Here is an 18,018-nt window from a genome sequence, read left to right as displayed (position 1 = left end):
TCTTGGATTGCCTGCAAAAGGAACCCGCATGAGCCTCTCCCTCCTCAGCCGTTATGCCTTCTTCGCCGCGTGTGTCGTGTTCACCCTCGCCAGCCTGCCGTTCCTGCACCACGACTGGCTGTGGCCCTTCACCCTGGTCACCGGCCTGCTCAGCCTGCTGGGCCTGTTCGACCTGCTGCAGAGCCGCCATGCGGTGCGGCGCAACTACCCGATCCTGGGCAATATCCGCTACCTGGTGGAGGGCATCCGCCCGGAAATCCGCCAGTACCTGCTCGAATCCGACAGCGATGCGCTGCCCTTCTCCCGCGCCCAGCGCTCGCTGGTGTACTCGCGGGCCAAGAACGAAACCGCCGACAAGCCGTTCGGCACCCTGATCGACGTCTACCAGTCGGGCTTCGAGTTCATCGGCCACTCCATGCGCCCGGCACCGCTCAGCGACCCCGAGAGCTTTCGGGTGATCGTCGGCGGCCCGCAGTGCACCCAGCCCTATTCGGCCTCGGTGTTCAACATCTCGGCCATGAGCTTCGGCTCGCTCAGCGCCAACGCCATTCGCGCCCTCAACCAGGGTGCCAAGCTCGGCAACTTCGCACATGACACCGGCGAGGGCAGCATCAGCCCCTACCACCGCGAACATGGCGGCGACCTGACCTGGGAACTGGGCAGCGGCTACTTCGGCTGCCGCACCTCGGACGGTCGCTTCGACCCCGAGCGCTTCGCGCAGCAGGCCAGCAGCCCGCAGGTGCGCATGATCGAAATCAAGATGAGCCAGGGCGCCAAGCCCGGCCACGGCGGCATCCTGCCCAAGCACAAGGTGACCCAGGAAATCGCCGACACCCGCGGCATCATGATGGGCGAAGACTGCATCTCGCCGTCGCGCCACAGCGCGTTCTCCACCCCCATCGAGCTGATGCAGTTCATTGCCCAGCTGCGCGAGCTGTCCGGCGGCAAGCCGGTCGGCTTCAAGTTCTGCCTGGGCCACCCGTGGGAGTTCATGGGCATTGCCAAGGCCATGCTCGAGACCGGCATCCTGCCCGACTTCATCGTGGTCGACGGCAAGGAAGGCGGCACCGGCGCCGCGCCGGTGGAGTTCACCGACCACATCGGCGTGCCGCTGCGCGAAGGGCTGCTGTTCGTGCACAACACCCTGGTGGGGCTGAACCTGCGCGACAAGATCAAGCTGGGCGCCAGCGGCAAGATCGTCAGTGCGTTCGATATCGCCAGCGTGCTGGCCATCGGTGCCGACTGGGCCAACTCGGCGCGCGGCTTCATGTTCGCCATCGGCTGCATCCAGTCGCAAAGCTGCCATACCAACAAGTGCCCGACCGGCGTGGCCACCCAGGACGGCCTGCGCCAGCGGGCGCTGGTGGTGCCGGACAAGGCGCAGCGGGTGTTCAGCTTCCACCGCAACACGCTCAAGGCGCTGGCCGAGATGCTCGCCGCCGCCGGGCTGGATCACCCCTCGCAGCTGGAGGCCAAGCACCTGGTGCGGCGCATGTCGGCCACCGAGATCAAGCTGTTCTCGCAGCTGCACGTGTTCCTCAAGCCGGGTGAACTGCTTACCGGCGAGGTGAACGGCGAGTTCTACTCGCGGATGTGGCAGATGGCGCGGGCAGACAGTTTCGAGCCCAACGCCGAAGCGGCGTAACGGCGTCGCCGACTCCTCACCTGCAGAAGCCGGCATTGCCGGCGAAGGGGCAGTACAGCCACATAAAAACCCCGGCCTGGGCCGGGGTTGTGTACATCAGGATGCGCTGGATGCCGCCACTGCTTCACTGTCGCCCTTGGGCGCCAGCTTGAACACGTGGTACAGCACCGTCAGCATTACCAGGAACGCCGGGCCGATGAACAGCGCCACGCGGGTTTCCTCGAAGTAGGCCATCAGGCCGACCACCAGGATCAGGAACGCCAGGGCCAGGTAGGAACTCAGCGGCCACAGCCACATGCGGTACTTGAGCGCGGCCCGTTCGGCCTGGCTCAGCCCGGCGCGAAAGCGCAGTTGCGCCAGCAGGATCATCACCCAGGTCCAGATCGCGCCGAAGGTAGCGATCGAGGTCACCCACACGAAGACCTTTTCAGGTACCAGGTAGTTGGCCAGCACGCCCAGCAGCAGCGCGCCGATCGACAGCAGCAGTGCATTGCGCGGCACGCCGTTGCGCGAGGTGCGCGCAAAGCTGGCCGGGGCCTGGCCGTTCTGCGCCAGGCTGTAGAGCATGCGCCCGGTACTGAAGATACCGCCGTTGCACGACGACAGCGCCGCGGTGATCACCACGAAGTTGATGATGCCGGCTGCGGTCTTGATGCCCAGGCGCTCGAAGGTCATCACGAACGGGCTGCCCTGGCTGCCGATCTCGTTCCACGGGTACAGCGACAGGATCACGAACAGCGCGCCGACGTAGAACAGCAGGATGCGCCAGAACACCGAGCCGATGGCCTGCGGGATGGTCTTTTGCGGGTTGCGCGCTTCACCGGCGGTAAGGCCGATCATCTCCACGCCCAGGTAGGCGAACATCACCATCTGCAGCGACATCAGCACGCCGGTCACGCCGTTGGGCATGAAGCCGCCGTGACTCCACAGGTTGGAGATGCCCAGCGCCACACCGTCGTTGCCGAAGCCGAAGGCGATCACGCCGATGCCGCCCAGCACCATGGCGATGATGGTCACGATCTTGATCAGGGCGAACCAGAACTCGAACTCGCCGAAGGCCTTCACCGCCACCAGGTTGATCGCGCCCATGCTACCCAGCGCCGCCAGCGCCCAGATCCAGCGCGGTACGTCCGGGAACCAGATGCCCATGTAGATGGCCACCGCGGTGATCTCGGCGACACAGGTCACCAGCCACAGGAACCAGTAGTTCCAGCCGGTCAGAAAGCCCGCCAGCGGGCCCAGGTAGTCTTGTGCGTAGCGGCTGAAGGACCCGGCCACCGGGTTGTGCACGGCCATCTCGCCCAGCGCGCGCATGATCACCAGGATCGCCAGGCCGCCGATGATGTAGGACAGCATGATCGCCGGCCCGGCCATTTCGATGGCCTTGGCCGAACCGAGGAACAGCCCGACACCGATACAGGCGCCCAGCGCCATCAGGCGAATGTGACGTTCGCCGAGTTCCCGCTTGAGTGGGCCGCCCTGGGCGGTCTCACCATGAGAAGGGTGGTTGCCGACTGGCATAGGAATACAACCTCATTTTGTTATTGGATATAACCCTTCGTGCAGGCTGTACAGCGCCGATAGGCTGCTGTTTCGCCGCGCCGGGCTCACCTTGTGGGCAAGCACGTCGACCGGGGCGCGGAGCACCGGCCGAGCGAAAGGGGCGAGCAGTATAGGAAGGCCGCTACAGGGCTTTTCACTATATAAACCCCGATATTTGGCGAGAACTCTCGGCAATTACCGCTTATTCGGAGTGGCATTTCCCGCGCTTGGTCGTGCGGGTGTCAACCGGGCGGCTAACATAGCACCAAAACGGGGCAACACAACCTTGCACCAAAGGCGCATGTTCGCGCCGTGATTGGCGAACCTGCCGCTGGCAACCCACAAATTTTTCATCAATTGCGACCAGCGTCTAAGCTTCAGGCAAGCGAGACGAACATACGCAGCCGGGCTGAACACTATGGGCGCACAGTGGCAAACGGAACCAGACAAGACGCAGGCTGCCGCAGAACAACCGGATACTCCCGCATTGCCCAAACGTCCCCGCCGGCGCTATGGCTGGTGGCTGTTCGGCCTGCTGGTGCTGGGGGCCCTGGTACTGCTGGGCCTGGCGATCGCCCGTGAAATGCACACCTCGCGCCTGCAGGCGCGCGAGTTCAGCCAGTTCGCCGCCACCCTGAGCTATTCGATGCACAAGGGCCCCAGCGATGCCGTCATCTACCCGGGCGAAGGCCCGTTCGACAAGCGCCTGGGCTACAGCGCGCTGGGCGAGTTTCTGCCGCGGCTGTTCAAGCGCGATTACGTGATCGTCGAGCAGGCGCGTTTTTCGCCGGCGCTGATGAACTATGTGCAGCACGGGTTCTTCGTGCCCTATGCCGAGAAGATCCAGGCCGGCCTGTCGATCACCGACTGCAAGGGCGACGCGCTGTACCAGTTCCATTACCCGCAGCACCTGTACCCGGATTTCGCCTCGATCCCGCCGGTGATCGTGCACAGCCTGCTGTTCATCGAGAACCGCGACCTGCTCGACCACGCCGATCCGCGCAGCAACCCGGCGGTGGACTGGCCGCGCTTCGCCATGGCCGCCTACAGTCAGGTCGCCAAGCACCTGGCCCTGCCCGGCCAGTCGGCCGGCGGCAGCACGCTGGCCACGCAGCTGGAAAAATACCGCCACTCCCCCGATGGCCTCACGGTGTCGGGCAGCGAGAAACTGCGCCAGATGATTTCGGCCAGCGTGCGCGCCTACCAGGACGGGCCGCAGACCCTGGGCGCACGCCAGCGCATCGTGCGCGACTACCTCAACAGCGTGCCGCTGTCGGCGGTGCCCGGCCACGGCGAAGTGCACGGCATGGCCGAGGGCCTGCGGGTGTGGTACGGCGCCGACTTTGCCGAGGTCAACAAGACCCTGGCCAGTGCCGACAGCGACCCGGCCAGCCTGGCCGCGCGTGGCCTGGCGCTGCGCCAGGTGCTGTCGCTGATGATTGCCCAGCGCCGCCCGTCGCACTTTCTGTCCAAGGGTCGCAACGAACTGGCCACCCTCACCGACAGCCACGTGCGCCTGCTGGCCGCCAACAACATCATCGACCGCCCGCTGGCCGATGCCGCGCTGGCAAGCAAGGTGGTGTTTCGCGACTGGGTGGCGCAGCCGACCATCGTGCCCATCGTCACCAACAAGGGCATCAGCGTGGCTCGCAGCCGCTTGTCGTCGGCGCTGGGGCGCCCGCTGTACGACCTGGACCGCCTCGACCTGTCGGCCACCAGCACTTTGCAGGCCGACCTGCAGGGGCAGGTCAGCGAGTACCTCAAGAGCCTCGCCGATCCGGCCTTTGCGGCGCAGATGGGGCTGATTGGCGAACGCCTGCTCACCCCCACCAGCACCACCCAGGTGCGCTACAGCTTCACCCTGCTGGAACGCACCGCCGACGGCTCGCGGGTACGGGTACAGACCGACAGCACCGACCAGCCGTTCGACATCAACGAGGGCAGCAAGCTTGAGCTGGGCTCCACCGCCAAGTTGCGGGTGCTGACCCAGTACCTGGAAATCATCGCCGAGCTGCACGACAAGTACGTCGACATGACCCCGGCCCAGTTGAGCAAGGTGGAGGTGGCCGACACCGACTTCATCAGCCGCTGGGCCCTGGATTACCTGGCCCGCAACAAGGACCGCAACATCACCGCGATGCTCGACGCGGCGCTGGAGCGCAAGTATTCGGCCAGCCCCGGCGAAGCCTTTTTCACCGGCGGCGGCATGCATGTGTTCAACAACTTTCGCCGCGAGGACAACGGCCGCATGCCGACCCTCAAGGATGCCCTGCGCGAGTCGATCAACCTGCCCTTCATTCGCCTGATGCGCGACCTGGTGCGCTACAGCACCTATTCGGCACCGGGCAACAGCGGCAAGTTGCTCAAGGACGATGCCGAGCCGCGGCGCCAGGAGTACCTGGCACGCTTCGCCGACCGCGAGGGCACCGACTTCATGCGCCGGTTCTGGAAGAAGTACCAGCGCAAGACCTCCCAGGAACGCCTGGACACCTTTCTCGACAGCCTGCGGGTCACGCCGATCCGCCTGGCCGCCGTGCACCGCTACCTGTTCCCCGAGGCCGACCAGGCCACCTTCAACGCCTTCGTGCGCGCGCACATGAAGGCCGAGCCAGGGGCGGCCAAGCGGCCACCGCTGAAAAAGGACCAACTGACCGACCAGCGTCTGGAAGGCCTGTATGCCGCCTACGGCCCGGGCACCTACGACCTGCCCGACCAGGGCTACATCGCCCGGGTGCACCCGCTGGACCTGTGGCTGCTGGGCTACCTGCTGAAGAACCCCACCGCAAGCTTTCAGGACGCGGTGCTGGCCAGCCATTTCGAACGCCAGGAAGTCTACAGCTGGCTGTTCAAGAGCCGGCACAAGGGCGCCCGTGACAGCCGTATCCGTACCATGGTCGAGATCGAGGCGTTCCTCGACATTCACCAGCGCTGGAAGCGCGTGGGCTACCCGTTCGATCACCTGGTGCCATCGCTGGCCACCGCCATCGGCAGCTCGGGCGACCGCCCGGCGGCGCTGGCCGAGCTGGTGGGCATCATCCAGAACGACGGCGTGCGCCTGCCGGTGCTGCGTATCGACACCCTGCACTTCGCCGCCGACACGCCCTATGAACTGCGCCTGGCCGGTGACCCGGACCGGGGCCAGCGGGTGCTGTCGGTGGAAGTGGCGCGGGCCCTGCGCGGGGCCATGTCGCAGGTGGTGGACGCCGGTACGGCACGACGGGTGTCGGGGAGTTTCAAGTTGCCCGACGGCACCCTGCTGACCATGGGCGGCAAGACCGGCACCGGGGACAACCGCATCGAGAGCTTCGGTGCTGGCGGGCGGCTGATCGGTTCGCGTTCGTTGAACCGCACCGCGACGTTCGTGTTCTTTCTGGGCGACAACCATTTCGGCACCTTGACGGCGTTCGTGCCGGGGCGCGCAGCCGAGGCATTCAAGTTCACCTCGGCGTTGCCGGTGCAGGTGCTCAAGGGCATGGCGCCGATACTGCTGCCATACCTGCAGCCGGGGGGCAACACGTTGTGCACGCCGCCGCTGGTGGCAACGCAAGACCTTTCGAAGCCCTGACGCCATTCGCCCGCCTGCAGCAACCACACGCTTGCGTGCAGGAGCCGGCCTTGCCGGCGAAACAGATCAGCGCTAAATGCGAAAAATAATCATCTCCATGTCTTGCGTTAAGATATATCTTGAGTAATATCTTTAGATACATCGCAACGCAGACAGGAGACAGTCCATGCGTGACCATCACCCACCCCACCGCGACAGCGGCGAGCGCCATGACGGCTTCGAGCGCCGGCACGGCCGTGAACGCGGCGACCGTGGCCCCCGCGTGTTCGCCCCCGGCGATCTCAAGTTGCTGCTGCTGGCCATGCTTTCGGAAAAGCCCGGGCACGGCTACGACCTGATCCGCCAGATCGAGGCCGAGTTCGACGGCGGCTACAGCCCCAGCCCCGGCGTGATCTACCCGACCCTGACCTTTCTCGAAGAGAGCGAGCTGATCAGCGGCGAAGTCCACGGCAGCAAGAAGCTCTACAGCGTCACCGACGCCGGGCGCCAGTCGCTGGTCGACCAGGCCATCGCCCTGGACGGCGTGCGCACGCGCATCGAGGTGAGCAAGCGCTCGATGCGCGTGCACGACCGTCCGCCGGAAATCCACGAAGCCGTACACAACCTGCGCCATGCCTTGCAGATCCACGCCGGGCGCTGGAACCCCGCAGAGATCGAGCGGGTACGCACCCTGCTCAACGACACCGCAAAAGCCATCGTTGCCGGCCCGGCAACCCCCACCCAGGAGACTTCCGAATGACGGACAGCCCCAACCTTTCGATCCATCGCGTCAACCACGAGATCAAGCGCCGCCGCCTCGAGGTACTGCGCGTGACCGAGCTGACCCCGCGCATGCGCCGCATCACCCTCGGCGGCGCCGAGCTGCAGGGCTTTCTCAGCGTCGGCAGCGACGACCACGTCAAACTCATGTTCGCCTGCTCCCCCGAAGAACAGGTGGCCCTGGACAACCCCGCCGCCACCGACGTGCGACCGACCATGCGCGAGTACACCCCGCGGCGCATCGACCTGGCCGCCGGCGAGCTGGACCTGGACTTCGTGCTGCACGGCGACGGCCCCGCCTCCACCTGGGCGGCCCAGGCCGAACCCGGCCATTACCTGCATATCGCCGGGCCACGCGCCTCGCTGGTGGTACCGGACATCTTCGACAGCTACCTGCTGGTGGGCGATGAAACCGCCATCCCGGCCATCGGCCGCCGGCTCGAAGAGTTGCCAGCCGGACGCAAGGTGCTGGCGGTGATCGAAATCGAGGACGACCAGGAACGCCAGCCACTGCCCAGCGCGGCGCAGGTCGAGGTGATCTGGGTACGGCGCCACCAGCAGGACGTGCTGCAGGTGTTGCGCGACCTGAGCCTGCCGTCGGGCACGCTGTACGCCTGGGTTGCCCTGGAAAAGGCGCTGACGCGCAAGGCCAAGAGCCTGCTGCTGGAAGAGAAAGGCGTGAACGAGGCGTACCTCAAGGCGGCCGCCTACTGGCGACTGGACCCCAACGACGAGGAATAAGCGTCGACCTTCAGGGTTGCGCCTGGGCCCGTGCCAGGCGCCTGCCCTGCCAGCGGTCGAGGAGAATCAGCAGCACGCCGACCAGAATGAAGCCCCCCAGCATGGCCAGCGCATTGAGCAGCACCTGCGCATAGCCCAGGCTCGCCACATCGACGAACGGGTACGGATAGAAACCGATACCGTGACCGCGCGCCAGCACATACGCAAAGTACCCCAGCGGGTATACCAGCCAGCCCAGCAGGTGGGTGAAACGCAACTGCCCCTTGGGCACGCACCACCACCAGTACAGCGCATAGGCCGCCGGCATCACGTCGTGCAGCAGCTCATCGGCCAGCCACTGCCAGCCCTGCGGTTGCCACAGGTGACGCAGCAACAGGCTGTAGGCCAGCGCCACGAACACGATGCTCACCGCCACCCCAGAACTCACCCAGGGCGACAGCCACCAGCGCCGCGCCGCCGATTCACGGCCAAAGGCCGCCTGGGTCAACACCGTGGCCACCAGGGTATTGCTCAATACCGTGAAATAACCGAACAGATTCACCAACCCGCCCAGCAGGCTGGCCTGATCCTGCCAGCGCGCCAGCAGCACCAGATACAGCTGGATGGTCAGCGCCGCCCAGCCAAGGCCCGCCAGCAGGCCGATGCCCATGCGACGGTCAGCCACCGGCATCGGCTCAGCGACCGCGTTGCAGCTTCAGGTACAGGCGCTCGACCTTCTCCCGCGCCCAGGACGTCTTGCGCAGGAAGGTCAGGCTCGACTTGATGCTCGGGTCACTCTTGAAGCAGCGGATATCGATGCGCTGCGCCAGCCCTTCCCATTGGTAGTGCGCCACCAGCGCGGTGAGGATCTGTTCCAGTGTCACGCCATGCAGCGGGTTGTTGTCAGCGGCAGTCATGCCTGTGCTCCAGCCAAACGAAGGTGCGCACCTTAGCCCAGGTGCGGCGGCGCGTCAGCACCTGGTGCGGCCTTTCTCGATCAAGGGCACCTGAGGTGATTCTAGTGACCGCGAAGGCTCTGGACAGCACCTTGGCATTTATTGTTTTACGGTAATGTTATATTGTAACCAAAACGATAACTGCCAAGGACCCCACCATGCGTCACCTGCCGCTCCACCTCTCCCCCCTTGCCGCCGCACTGTGGCTGGCCTCGCTGCCCAGCCACGCGGTTGAACTGCAACCCCAGGTCATCACCGCCAACCCGTTGGGCACCCCGCTGGCAGCCCCCAGCAGCGTGCTCGAAGGCGACACATTGACCCTGCAGCAAAAGGGCAGCCTGGGCGAAACCCTGAACACCCAGCCCGGCGTCGCCTCCACCTGGTTCGGCCCGGGCGCCAGCCGCCCGGTGATCCGCGGCCTGGACGGCGACCGGATCCGTATCCTGCGCAACGGCGTGGGTGCACTGGATGCCTCTTCGCTGTCGTACGACCACGCCGTGCCACTGGACCCGGTGAACGTCGAGCGCGTCGAGATCGTGCGCGGCCCGGCCGCCCTGCTCTACGGTGGCAATGCCATCGGCGGGGTGGTCAACACCTTCGACAACCGCATCCCCGACGCGCCGGTGCAAGGCATTCATGGTGCCGGCGAGCTGCGCTACGGGGGCGCCGACACCACCCGCAGCAGTGCGGGCAAGCTGGAAGCCGGCGATGGCCGCTTCGCCCTGCACCTGGACGCCAACAGCCGCCAGTTCAACGATTTGCGCATCCCCGGCTACGCCCGCAGTTCGAAGGTGCGCGATGCCGACGAACCCGGCGGCAAGCATCGCCTGGAAAACAGCGACGGGCGCCAGGACGGTGGTGCCGTCGGCGGTTCGTACAACTGGGAACACGGTTACGCGGGCCTGTCCTACAGCCGCTACGATGCCAACTACGGTTCGGTGGCCGAGCCCGGCGTGCGTCTGGCCATGGAACAGGACCACTACGCCTTTGCCTCCGAACTGCGCGACCTCGACGGCCCGTTCAGCTCGCTCAAGTTCGACGCCGGCTACACCGACTACAAGCATCAGGAGCTGGAAGGCGGCGAGGTGCATACCACCTTCAAGAACAAGGGCTACGAGGCCCGCGTCGAGGCTCGGCACCAGCCGCTGGGGCCGGTGGAAGGCGTGATCGGCGCCCAGGTAACCCGCAACGAGTTCTCGGCGCTGGGCGAAGAAGCCTTCGTGCCGCAGACCGATACCGACAGCCTGGCGCTGTTCGTGCTCGAACAGTGGAAGGCCACCGACCGCCTCGACCTGAGCCTGGGCGCACGCCTGGAGCACACCCGGGTCGACCCCGACAGCCAGGGCAGCGAACGTTTCGCCCAGGCCGACAGCGCCAGCAGCTTCACCGCCGCCAGCCTGTCCTCGGGTGCGGTGTACCAGTTGACCCCGGTGTGGTCGCTGGCCGCCAGCCTGGGCTACACCGAACGTGCACCGACCTTCTACGAGCTGTATGCCAATGGCGCTCACGTCGCCACCGGCACCTACGAGGTGGGCGACCCGGGGCTTTCGAAGGAGAAGGCGATCTCCAGCGACCTGGCCCTGCGCTTCGACAACGGCACGCACAAGGGCAGCGTGGGCGTGTTCTACAGCCATTTCCGCAACTACATCGGCCTGCTGGCCAGCGGCAACCTGCGCGAAGGGCATGATCACGATCACGGGGATGACGATCACGACCATGATCACGAGCATGGCGACGTGCCCGAATACCTCTATCACGGCGTGCGCGCCCGCTTCTACGGCATCGAAGCCCAGGACCGCTGGCAACTGCTGGAAAACGCCTACGGCAGCTTCGCCCTGGAACTGTCTGGCGACTACACCCGCGCCAAGAACCTGGATACCGGCGAAGACCTGCCACGCATTGCCCCGCTGCGCCTGAACAGCGGCCTGACCTGGAACCTTGAACGCTGGCAGGCACGGGTCGACGTGCAGCATGCCAGCAGCCAGCATCGCAAGCCGGCCAATGAAACCAGCACCGACGGCTACACCACCCTGGGGGCCAGCGTGGGCTATCGCTTCGAGATCGGCCAGAGTGAATGGCTGGCCTTCGTGCGCGGCGAAAACCTCACCGACCAGACCGTACGCTATGCCAGTTCGATCCTGCGCGACATCGCCCCAGCGCCGGGTCGCAGCGTCCAGGTAGGCCTGCGAACCACCTTCTGAACCCACACCGTTGCCGGATTGTTACCCATCCGGCAACGGTCACTCTTGCTGATCCGGCTTTTTTTCCGGCACGTTCGCCTATATCCTCCCCGCCTCAAGCTGAACCGCTTCACCTATTCCTGATACTGCCTTGCCCTCGACGATGCCTGCATCTCGGGCAATTTGCCGTTTTTCCAACAATCAAAAGACAGCGCTATCTCATGCATCAGTTCCATCATCTGCCCCCCGCCGCCGCGACCTTGCTGGCAGGCCTGGCCGCCAGCACGCTGGCCTGCAGCCTGCAGGCCGCCCCCCTCTTGGACGGCGACTCGCCCTGGATGCTCGGCGACTGGGGCGGCACACGCTCGGCGCTGGCCGAGCGCGGCTACGACTTCACTCTGGGCTACACCGGGGAGATGGGCAGCAACCTGCACGGTGGCCACGACCACAGCAACACCGCCCGCTACAGCGACCAGTTCAGCCTGGGCAGCCACCTGGACCTGCAGAAGATCCTCGGCTGGCAGGGCGCCGAATTCCAGTTGACCGTGACCGAGCGCCACGGCAACAACATCAGCAACGATCGCATCAACGATCCGCGGGTGGGCGGCTTCACCTCGGCCCAGGAAGTCTGGGGCCGTGGCCAGACCTGGCGGCTGACCCAGATGTGGTTCAAGCAGACGTACCTGGACGGCGACCTCGACGTGAAGGTCGGGCGCTTCGGCCAAGGCGAGGACTTCAACAGCTTCCCCTGCGACTTCCAGAACCTGGCCTTCTGCGGCTCGCAGGTGGGCAACTGGGCCGGCAGCATCTGGTACAACTGGCCGGTGAGCCAGTGGGCACTGCGCGTCAAGTACCACCTTACGCCGGAACTCTACGCCCAGGTCGGTGCCTACGAACAGAACCCCTCCAACCTCGAGCGCCAGAACGGCTTCAAGCTCAGCGGCAGCGGCACCCAGGGCGCAGTACTGCCGGTGGAACTGGTGTGGACGCCGGCCATCGACGGCCTCAAAGGGGAATATCGCGCCGGTTACTACTACAGTAGTGCCAAGGCACAAGATGTTTACAAGGACGGCAACGGCCAACCGGCAGCCCTCAGTGGCCAGGACTATCGCAGCAGCTCGAGCAAGCACGGGTTCTGGTTGGGGGCACAGCAGCAGGTGACGTCGTTGGCCAGCGATCACTCACGTGGCCTGAGCGTTTTTGCCAATGCCACGCTGCACGACAAGAAGACCAATGCCATCGACAACTATGTTCAGGCAGGTGTGGTTTACAAAGGGCTGTTCGATGCCCGCGCCAAGGACGACATCGGCTTCGCCCTCGCTCGCGTGCACGTCAACCCGGCCTATCGCAGGAACGCCGAGGCCCGCAACCGCGCCAATGCCCTCTTCGACTACGACAACCCCGCCTTCCTGCCCGTCCAGGACACCGAGTACAGCGCCGAGCTGTATTACGGCATCCACCTGGCCCAGTGGCTGACCGTGCGCCCGAACCTGCAGTACATCCGCCACCCGGGCGGGGTCGGGCACGTGGACGACGCGCTGATCGGCGGCCTCAAGATCCAGAGCAGCTTCTGAACGGGCCCTGCGGCTCGAACCTTTTCACCTTGATGGAGAACACACGATGAGCACTGATGGTGCCTTGAGTAGAACCCGCTGGCTGCCGAGACTGCTCGGCGTGCTGCTGTTGCTGATGGGGCTGGCGCTGCTGGCCGGCGGTATCAAGCTGAGCCAGCTCGGCGGCTCGCTGTATTACCTGATCGCCGGTATCGGCTTTGCCCTGTCGGGCGTGCTGCTGCTGGCACTGCGCCGCACCGCGCTGGGCCTGTACGGCCTGGTGCTGCTGGGTAGCACCCTGTGGGCATTGTGGGAGGTCGGCCTGGACTGGTGGCAACTGGTACCGCGCCTGTCGCTGTGGTTCGCCCTGGGCGTGGTGTTGCTGCTGCCGTGGGCACGCCGCCCGCTGCTGGGCCAGCCCGGCAAGCTCAACACCGGGCTGCTGAGCCTGGCGGTGGTGCTGTCGGGCGCCACCGCAGTGGCAAGCCAGTTCACCTTCCCGGGTGAAATCAAGGGCGAGCTGGGCCGTGACAGCACCGAGCTGAGCAGCACCGCGCCGGCCATGCCCGATGGCGACTGGCAGGCCTACGGGCGCACCGAATTCGGTGACCGCTACTCGCCGCTGCGTCAGATCACCCCGAACAACGTGCACAAGCTCGAAGAGGCCTGGCGCATTCGCACCGGCGACCTGCCGACCAGCGATGACCCGGTCGAGCTGACCAACGAGAACACCCCGCTCAAGGTCAATGGCAAGCTGTATGCCTGCACCGCGCACAGCAAGGTGCTGGCCCTGGACCCGGATACCGGTGCCGAGATCTGGCGCTTCGATCCGCAGATCAAGAGCCCGGTGGGCTTCAAGGGCTTTGCCCACATGACCTGCCGTGGCGTGTCGTACTACGACGAAAACAACTACGTGAACATGGACGGCGCCCCTGCGCCGAAAATCTCCGAAGCCGGCCAGGCCGTGGTGCGCAGCTGCCCGCGTCGCCTGTACCTGCCCACCGCCGATGCGCGCCTGATCGCGATCAACGCCGACACCGGCAAGGTCTGCGAAGGCTTCGGCAACCAGGGCGTGGTCGACCTGACCCAGGGCATCGGCCCGTTCACCGCCGGTGGCTACTACTCCACCTCGCCTGCCGCGATCACTCGCGAGCTGGTGATCATCGGTGGCCACGTCACCGACAACGAGTCCACCAACGAGCCCTCGGGCGTGATCCGTGCCTACGACGTGCATGACGGTCGTCTGGTCTGGAACTGGGACAGCGACAACCCGGACGAGACCGCGCCGCTGGCACCGGGCAAGACCTACAGCCGCAACTCGGCCAACATGTGGTCGCTGGCCAGCGTCGACGAGAAGCTGGGCATGGTGTACCTGCCACTGGGCAACCAGACCCCTGACCAGTGGGGCGCCGACCGCACCCCAGGTGCCGAGAAGTTCAGTGCCGGCATCGTTGCCCTGGACCTGGCCACCGGCAAGGTACGCTGGAACTACCAGTTCACCCACCACGACCTGTGGGACATGGACGTCGGCAGCCAGCCGACCCTGCTCGACCTGAAGACCGCCGACGGCGTCAAACCTGCGCTGATCGCTCCGACCAAGCAGGGCAGCCTGTACGTGCTCGACCGTCGTGACGGCAGCGCCATCGTGCCGATCCGCGAGATCCCGGCGCCCCAGGGCGCGGTCAAGGGCGACCACACCGCACCGACCCAGGCCCGCTCGGACCTGAACCTGCTGGGCCCGGACCTGACCGAGGCGGCCATGTGGGGCGCCAGCCCGTTCGATCAGATGCTGTGCCGTATCCAGTTCCGCGAACTGCGCTACGAGGGCCAGTACACCCCGCCGTCGGAGCAGGGCAGCCTGATCTACCCGGGCAACGTGGGCGTGTTCAACTGGGGCGGCGTGTCGGTCGACCCCGTGCGTCAGCTGCTGTTCACCAGCCCCAACTACATGGCCTTCGTGTCGAAGATGGTGCCGCGTGCCGAAGTGGCCGAGGGCAGCAAGCGCGAAAGCGAGACCAGTGGCGTGCAGCCCAACACCGGCGCACCTTACGCGGTGATCATGCACCCGTTCATGTCGCCCCTGGGCGTACCGTGCCAGGCCCCGGCCTGGGGCTATGTGGCCGGTATCGACCTGACCACCAACAAGGTGGTGTGGAAGCACAAGAACGGCACCAGCCGCGACAGCTCGCCGATTCCGATCGGCCTGCCGGTGGGTGTACCGAGCATGGGCGGCTCGATGGTGACGGCTGGCGGCCTGGGCTTTTTGAGCGGCACCCTGGACCAGTACCTGCGTGCGTATGACGTGAACACCGGCAAGGAGCTGTGGAAATCGCGCCTGCCGGCTGGCGGCCAGGCCACGCCGATGACCTACACCGGCAAGGATGGCCAGCAGTACGTGCTGGTGATGGCTGGCGGGCACGGTTCGCTGGGCACCAAGATGGGCGATTACGTGATCGCCTACAAACTGGCGCAGTGATCGACCGCTGAACCTGGGCTGCCGTGCAGCCCTTCGCCGGCAAGGCCGGCGCCTGCAGGACCATGTGACAGCATGGCCCGGCAGGCGCCGGCCTTGTCGCTGAAGGGGCCGCCCGGTACTGCACATACCTGTCCGCCCATTGAAACCTCCCCCCTCCCGCCCCATCTAAGCACCATAGTCATTCACGCAGGTGCCCCATGAGCGACCAGCAGGATCTCCCCGAACATCCCGACCAAGACGCTGAAGTCGAGCATCTCGACGCCTCCGACCACACCGGTCGCACCCTCGCCATCCCCGGCCAGCAACTGCCGGACAAGGTCTACGTGATCCCGATCCACAACCGCCCGTTCTTCCCCGCGCAGGTACTGCCGGTGATCGTCAACGAAGAACCCTGGGCCGAGACCCTGGACCTGGTGGCCAAGACCCCGCACCACAACCTGGCGCTGTTCTTCATGGACACCCCGCCCGAAGACCATCGCCACTTCGATACCTCGGCCCTGCCGCTGTACGGCACCCTGGTCAAGGTGCACCACGCCAGCCGCGAGAACGGCAAGCTGCAGTTCGTCGCCCAGGGCCTGACCCGCGTGCGGATCCGCACCTGGCTCAAGCACCACCGCCCGCCCTACCTGGTGGAAGTCGAATACCCGCACCAGCCCAGCCAACCGACCGACGAGGTCAAGGCCTACGGCATGGCCCTGATCAACGCGATCAAGGAGCTGCTGCCGCTCAATCCGCTGTACAGCGAAGAGCTGAAGAACTACCTCAACCGCTTCAGCCCCAACGACCCTTCGCCGCTCACCGACTTTGCCGCCGCCCTGACCTCCGCCACCGGCAACCAGCTGCAGGAAGTACTCGACTGCGTGCCCATGCTCAAGCGCATGGAAAAGGTGCTGCCGATGCTGCGCAAGGAAGTCGAGGTGGCACGCCTGCAGAACGAGATCTCTGCCGAGGTGAACCGCCAGATCGGCGAGCACCAGCGCGAGTTCTTCCTCAAGGAACAGCTCAAGGTCATCCAGCAGGAGCTGGGGCTGACCAAGGACGATCGCAGCGCCGACCTGGAGCAGTTCCAGCAGCGCCTGGCAGGCAAGACCCTGCCCGCTGCGGCGCAAAAGCGCATCGACGAAGAAATGGGCAAGCTGTCGATCCTGGAGACCGGCTCGCCCGAGTACGCCGTCACCCGCAACTACCTGGAATGGGCCACCGCCCTGCCCTGGGGCGTGTACGGCAAGGACAAGCTCGACCTCAGGCATGCACGCAAGGTGCTCGACCAGCACCACGCCGGCCTGGATGACATCAAGGATCGCATCATCGAGTTCCTTGCCGTGGGCGCCTACAAGGGCGAGATCAGCGGTTCGATCGTGCTGCTGGTGGGCCCGCCGGGCGTGGGCAAGACCAGCATCGGCAAGTCCATCGCCGAGTCCCTGGGGCGGCCATTCTACCGCTTCAGCGTCGGCGGCATGCGCGATGAGGCCGAGATCAAGGGCCACCGGCGCACCTACATCGGTGCCCAGCCGGGCAAGCTGGTGCAGGCGCTCAAGGACGTCGAGGTGATGAACCCGGTGATCATGCTCGACGAGATCGACAAGATGGGCCAGAGCTACCAGGGCGACCCGGCCTCGGCCCTGCTCGAAACCCTGGACCCGGAACAGAACGTCGACTTCCTCGACCATTACCTGGACCTGCGCCTGGACCTGTCCAAGGTGCTGTTCGTGTGCACCGCCAACACCCTCGATGCCATCCCCGGGCCGCTGCTCGACCGCATGGAGGTGATCCGCCTGTCCGGTTACATCACCGAGGAAAAGGTCGCCATCGCCAAGCGTCACCTGTGGCCCAAGCAACTGGCCAAGGCCGGCGTGGCCAAGGCCAGCCTGGGTATCAGCGACAGCGCATTGCGCACGGTTATCGAAGGCTATGCCCGTGAAGCCGGGGTGCGCCAGCTGGAAAAACAACTGGGCAAGCTGGTGCGCAAGGCCGTGGTGCAGTTGATCGACACACCCGATGCAGTGATAAAGATCGGCCCCAAGGACCTCGAAGCTTCACTCGGCATGCCGGTGTTTCGCAGCGAGCAGGTGCTGTCGGGCAAGGGCGTGATCACCGGCCTGGCCTGGACCAGCATGGGCGGCGCCACGCTGCCGATCGAGGCGACTCGCATCCACACCCTCAACCGCGGCTTCAAGCTCACCGGCCAGCTGGGCGAGGTGATGAAGGAATCCGCCGAGATCGCCTACAGCTACGTCAGCGCCAACCTCAAGCAGTACGGTGGTGAGGTGGGCTACTTCAACGAGTCGTTCATTCACCTGCACGTGCCCGAAGGGGCCACGCCCAAGGACGGCCCGAGTGCCGGGGTGACCATGGCCAGCGCCCTGCTGTCCCTGGCACGCGACCAGGCACCGAAGAAAGGCGTGGCCATGACCGGCGAGCTGACCCTGACCGGGCAGGTACTGCCGATTGGCGGGGTACGCGAGAAGGTGATTGCGGCGCGCCGGCAGAAGATCCACGAGCTGATCCTGCCGGAGGCCAACCGCGGCGACTTCGAAGAACTGCCCGGCTACCTGAAGGCCGGCCTGCAGGTGCATTTCGCCAGGCGCTTCAGCGACGTGGCCAAGGTGCTGTTCTGAAACA

Annotated in this window: 11 protein-coding genes; 8 read left to right on the top strand and 3 right to left on the bottom strand. The window is 65.6% G+C overall.

Annotated features, from left to right (window positions below):
- Positions 1 to 28: 28 nt before the first annotated feature.
- Complete coding sequence (locus tag DN387_RS01780; RefSeq protein WP_054914757.1) at positions 29 to 1,645, top strand: FMN-binding glutamate synthase family protein; 1,617 nt, start codon at positions 29 to 31, stop codon at positions 1,643 to 1,645.
- 96 nt (positions 1,646 to 1,741) lie between these two features.
- Here DN387_RS01780 and DN387_RS01775 read toward each other — a convergent pair whose 3' ends face one another.
- Entirely contained in the window at positions 1,742 to 3,166 is a 1,425-nt protein-coding gene (locus DN387_RS01775) for an amino acid permease (protein ID WP_043862000.1), read from the bottom strand.
- Between the two features lie 439 nt (positions 3,167 to 3,605).
- On the opposite strand from DN387_RS01775, the gene DN387_RS01770 reads away from it, so the two are divergent.
- The 3 genes from DN387_RS01770 to DN387_RS01760 all read left to right on the top strand — a co-directional run bounded on the left by DN387_RS01770 (position 3,606) and on the right by DN387_RS01760 (position 8,252).
- Entirely contained in the window at positions 3,606 to 6,752 is a 3,147-nt protein-coding gene (locus tag DN387_RS01770; RefSeq protein WP_054914758.1) for a transglycosylase domain-containing protein, read from the top strand.
- 166 nt (positions 6,753 to 6,918) lie between these two features.
- Positions 6,919 to 7,491 carry a PadR family transcriptional regulator gene (locus DN387_RS01765; RefSeq protein ID WP_054914759.1) on the top strand — a complete coding sequence of 191 codons (573 nt, stop codon included), beginning with the start codon at positions 6,919 to 6,921 and terminating at the stop codon, positions 7,489 to 7,491.
- Positions 7,488 to 8,252, top strand: coding sequence for a siderophore-interacting protein (locus DN387_RS01760; protein ID WP_054914760.1), 765 nt, complete (start codon positions 7,488 to 7,490; stop codon positions 8,250 to 8,252). Before DN387_RS01765 ends, DN387_RS01760 begins: the two co-directional genes overlap by 4 nt.
- A 10-nt stretch (positions 8,253 to 8,262) precedes the next feature.
- Here DN387_RS01760 and DN387_RS01755 read toward each other — a convergent pair whose 3' ends face one another.
- Together DN387_RS01755 and DN387_RS01750 are read right to left on the bottom strand one after the other, a co-directional pair.
- Positions 8,263 to 8,922 carry a Pr6Pr family membrane protein gene (locus DN387_RS01755; RefSeq protein ID WP_054914761.1) on the bottom strand — a complete coding sequence of 220 codons (660 nt, stop codon included), beginning with the start codon at positions 8,920 to 8,922 and terminating at the stop codon, positions 8,263 to 8,265.
- 4 nt (positions 8,923 to 8,926) lie between these two features.
- Positions 8,927 to 9,148, bottom strand: a complete 222-nt coding sequence (locus DN387_RS01750) for a VF530 family DNA-binding protein (protein WP_054914762.1) — start codon at positions 9,146 to 9,148, stop codon at positions 8,927 to 8,929.
- Positions 9,149 to 9,345: 197 nt separating this feature from the next.
- Here DN387_RS01750 and DN387_RS01745 point away from each other — a divergent pair, with 197 nt between their 5' ends.
- The 4 genes from DN387_RS01745 (at position 9,346) to lon (ending at position 18,014) form a co-directional block, all read left to right on the top strand.
- Positions 9,346 to 11,388 carry a TonB-dependent receptor gene (locus DN387_RS01745; protein WP_054914763.1) on the top strand — a complete coding sequence of 681 codons (2,043 nt, stop codon included), beginning with the start codon at positions 9,346 to 9,348 and terminating at the stop codon, positions 11,386 to 11,388.
- Positions 11,389 to 11,588: 200 nt separating this feature from the next.
- A complete protein-coding gene (locus DN387_RS01740; protein WP_054914764.1) occupies positions 11,589 to 12,941 on the top strand; it encodes a carbohydrate porin in 1,353 nt (450 codons plus the stop codon).
- A 46-nt stretch (positions 12,942 to 12,987) separates the two neighbouring features.
- Positions 12,988 to 15,396 carry a glucose/quinate/shikimate family membrane-bound PQQ-dependent dehydrogenase gene (locus tag DN387_RS01735; protein WP_043862008.1) on the top strand — a complete coding sequence of 803 codons (2,409 nt, stop codon included), beginning with the start codon at positions 12,988 to 12,990 and terminating at the stop codon, positions 15,394 to 15,396.
- Between the two features lie 197 nt (positions 15,397 to 15,593).
- On the top strand, positions 15,594 to 18,014 hold the full coding sequence (gene lon, locus DN387_RS01730) for an endopeptidase La (RefSeq protein ID WP_043862009.1): 2,421 nt from the start codon (positions 15,594 to 15,596) through the stop codon (positions 18,012 to 18,014).
- Positions 18,015 to 18,018 lie beyond the last annotated feature (4 nt).

Origin of the sequence: Pseudomonas sp. FBF18 (assembly GCF_024261405.1) — a bacterium.
GTDB lineage: Bacteria > Pseudomonadota > Gammaproteobacteria > Pseudomonadales > Pseudomonadaceae > Aquipseudomonas > Aquipseudomonas palmensis.
Note: the sequence above shows the minus strand (reverse complement) of the source record. Positions and strands in the feature narration are given on the sequence as shown.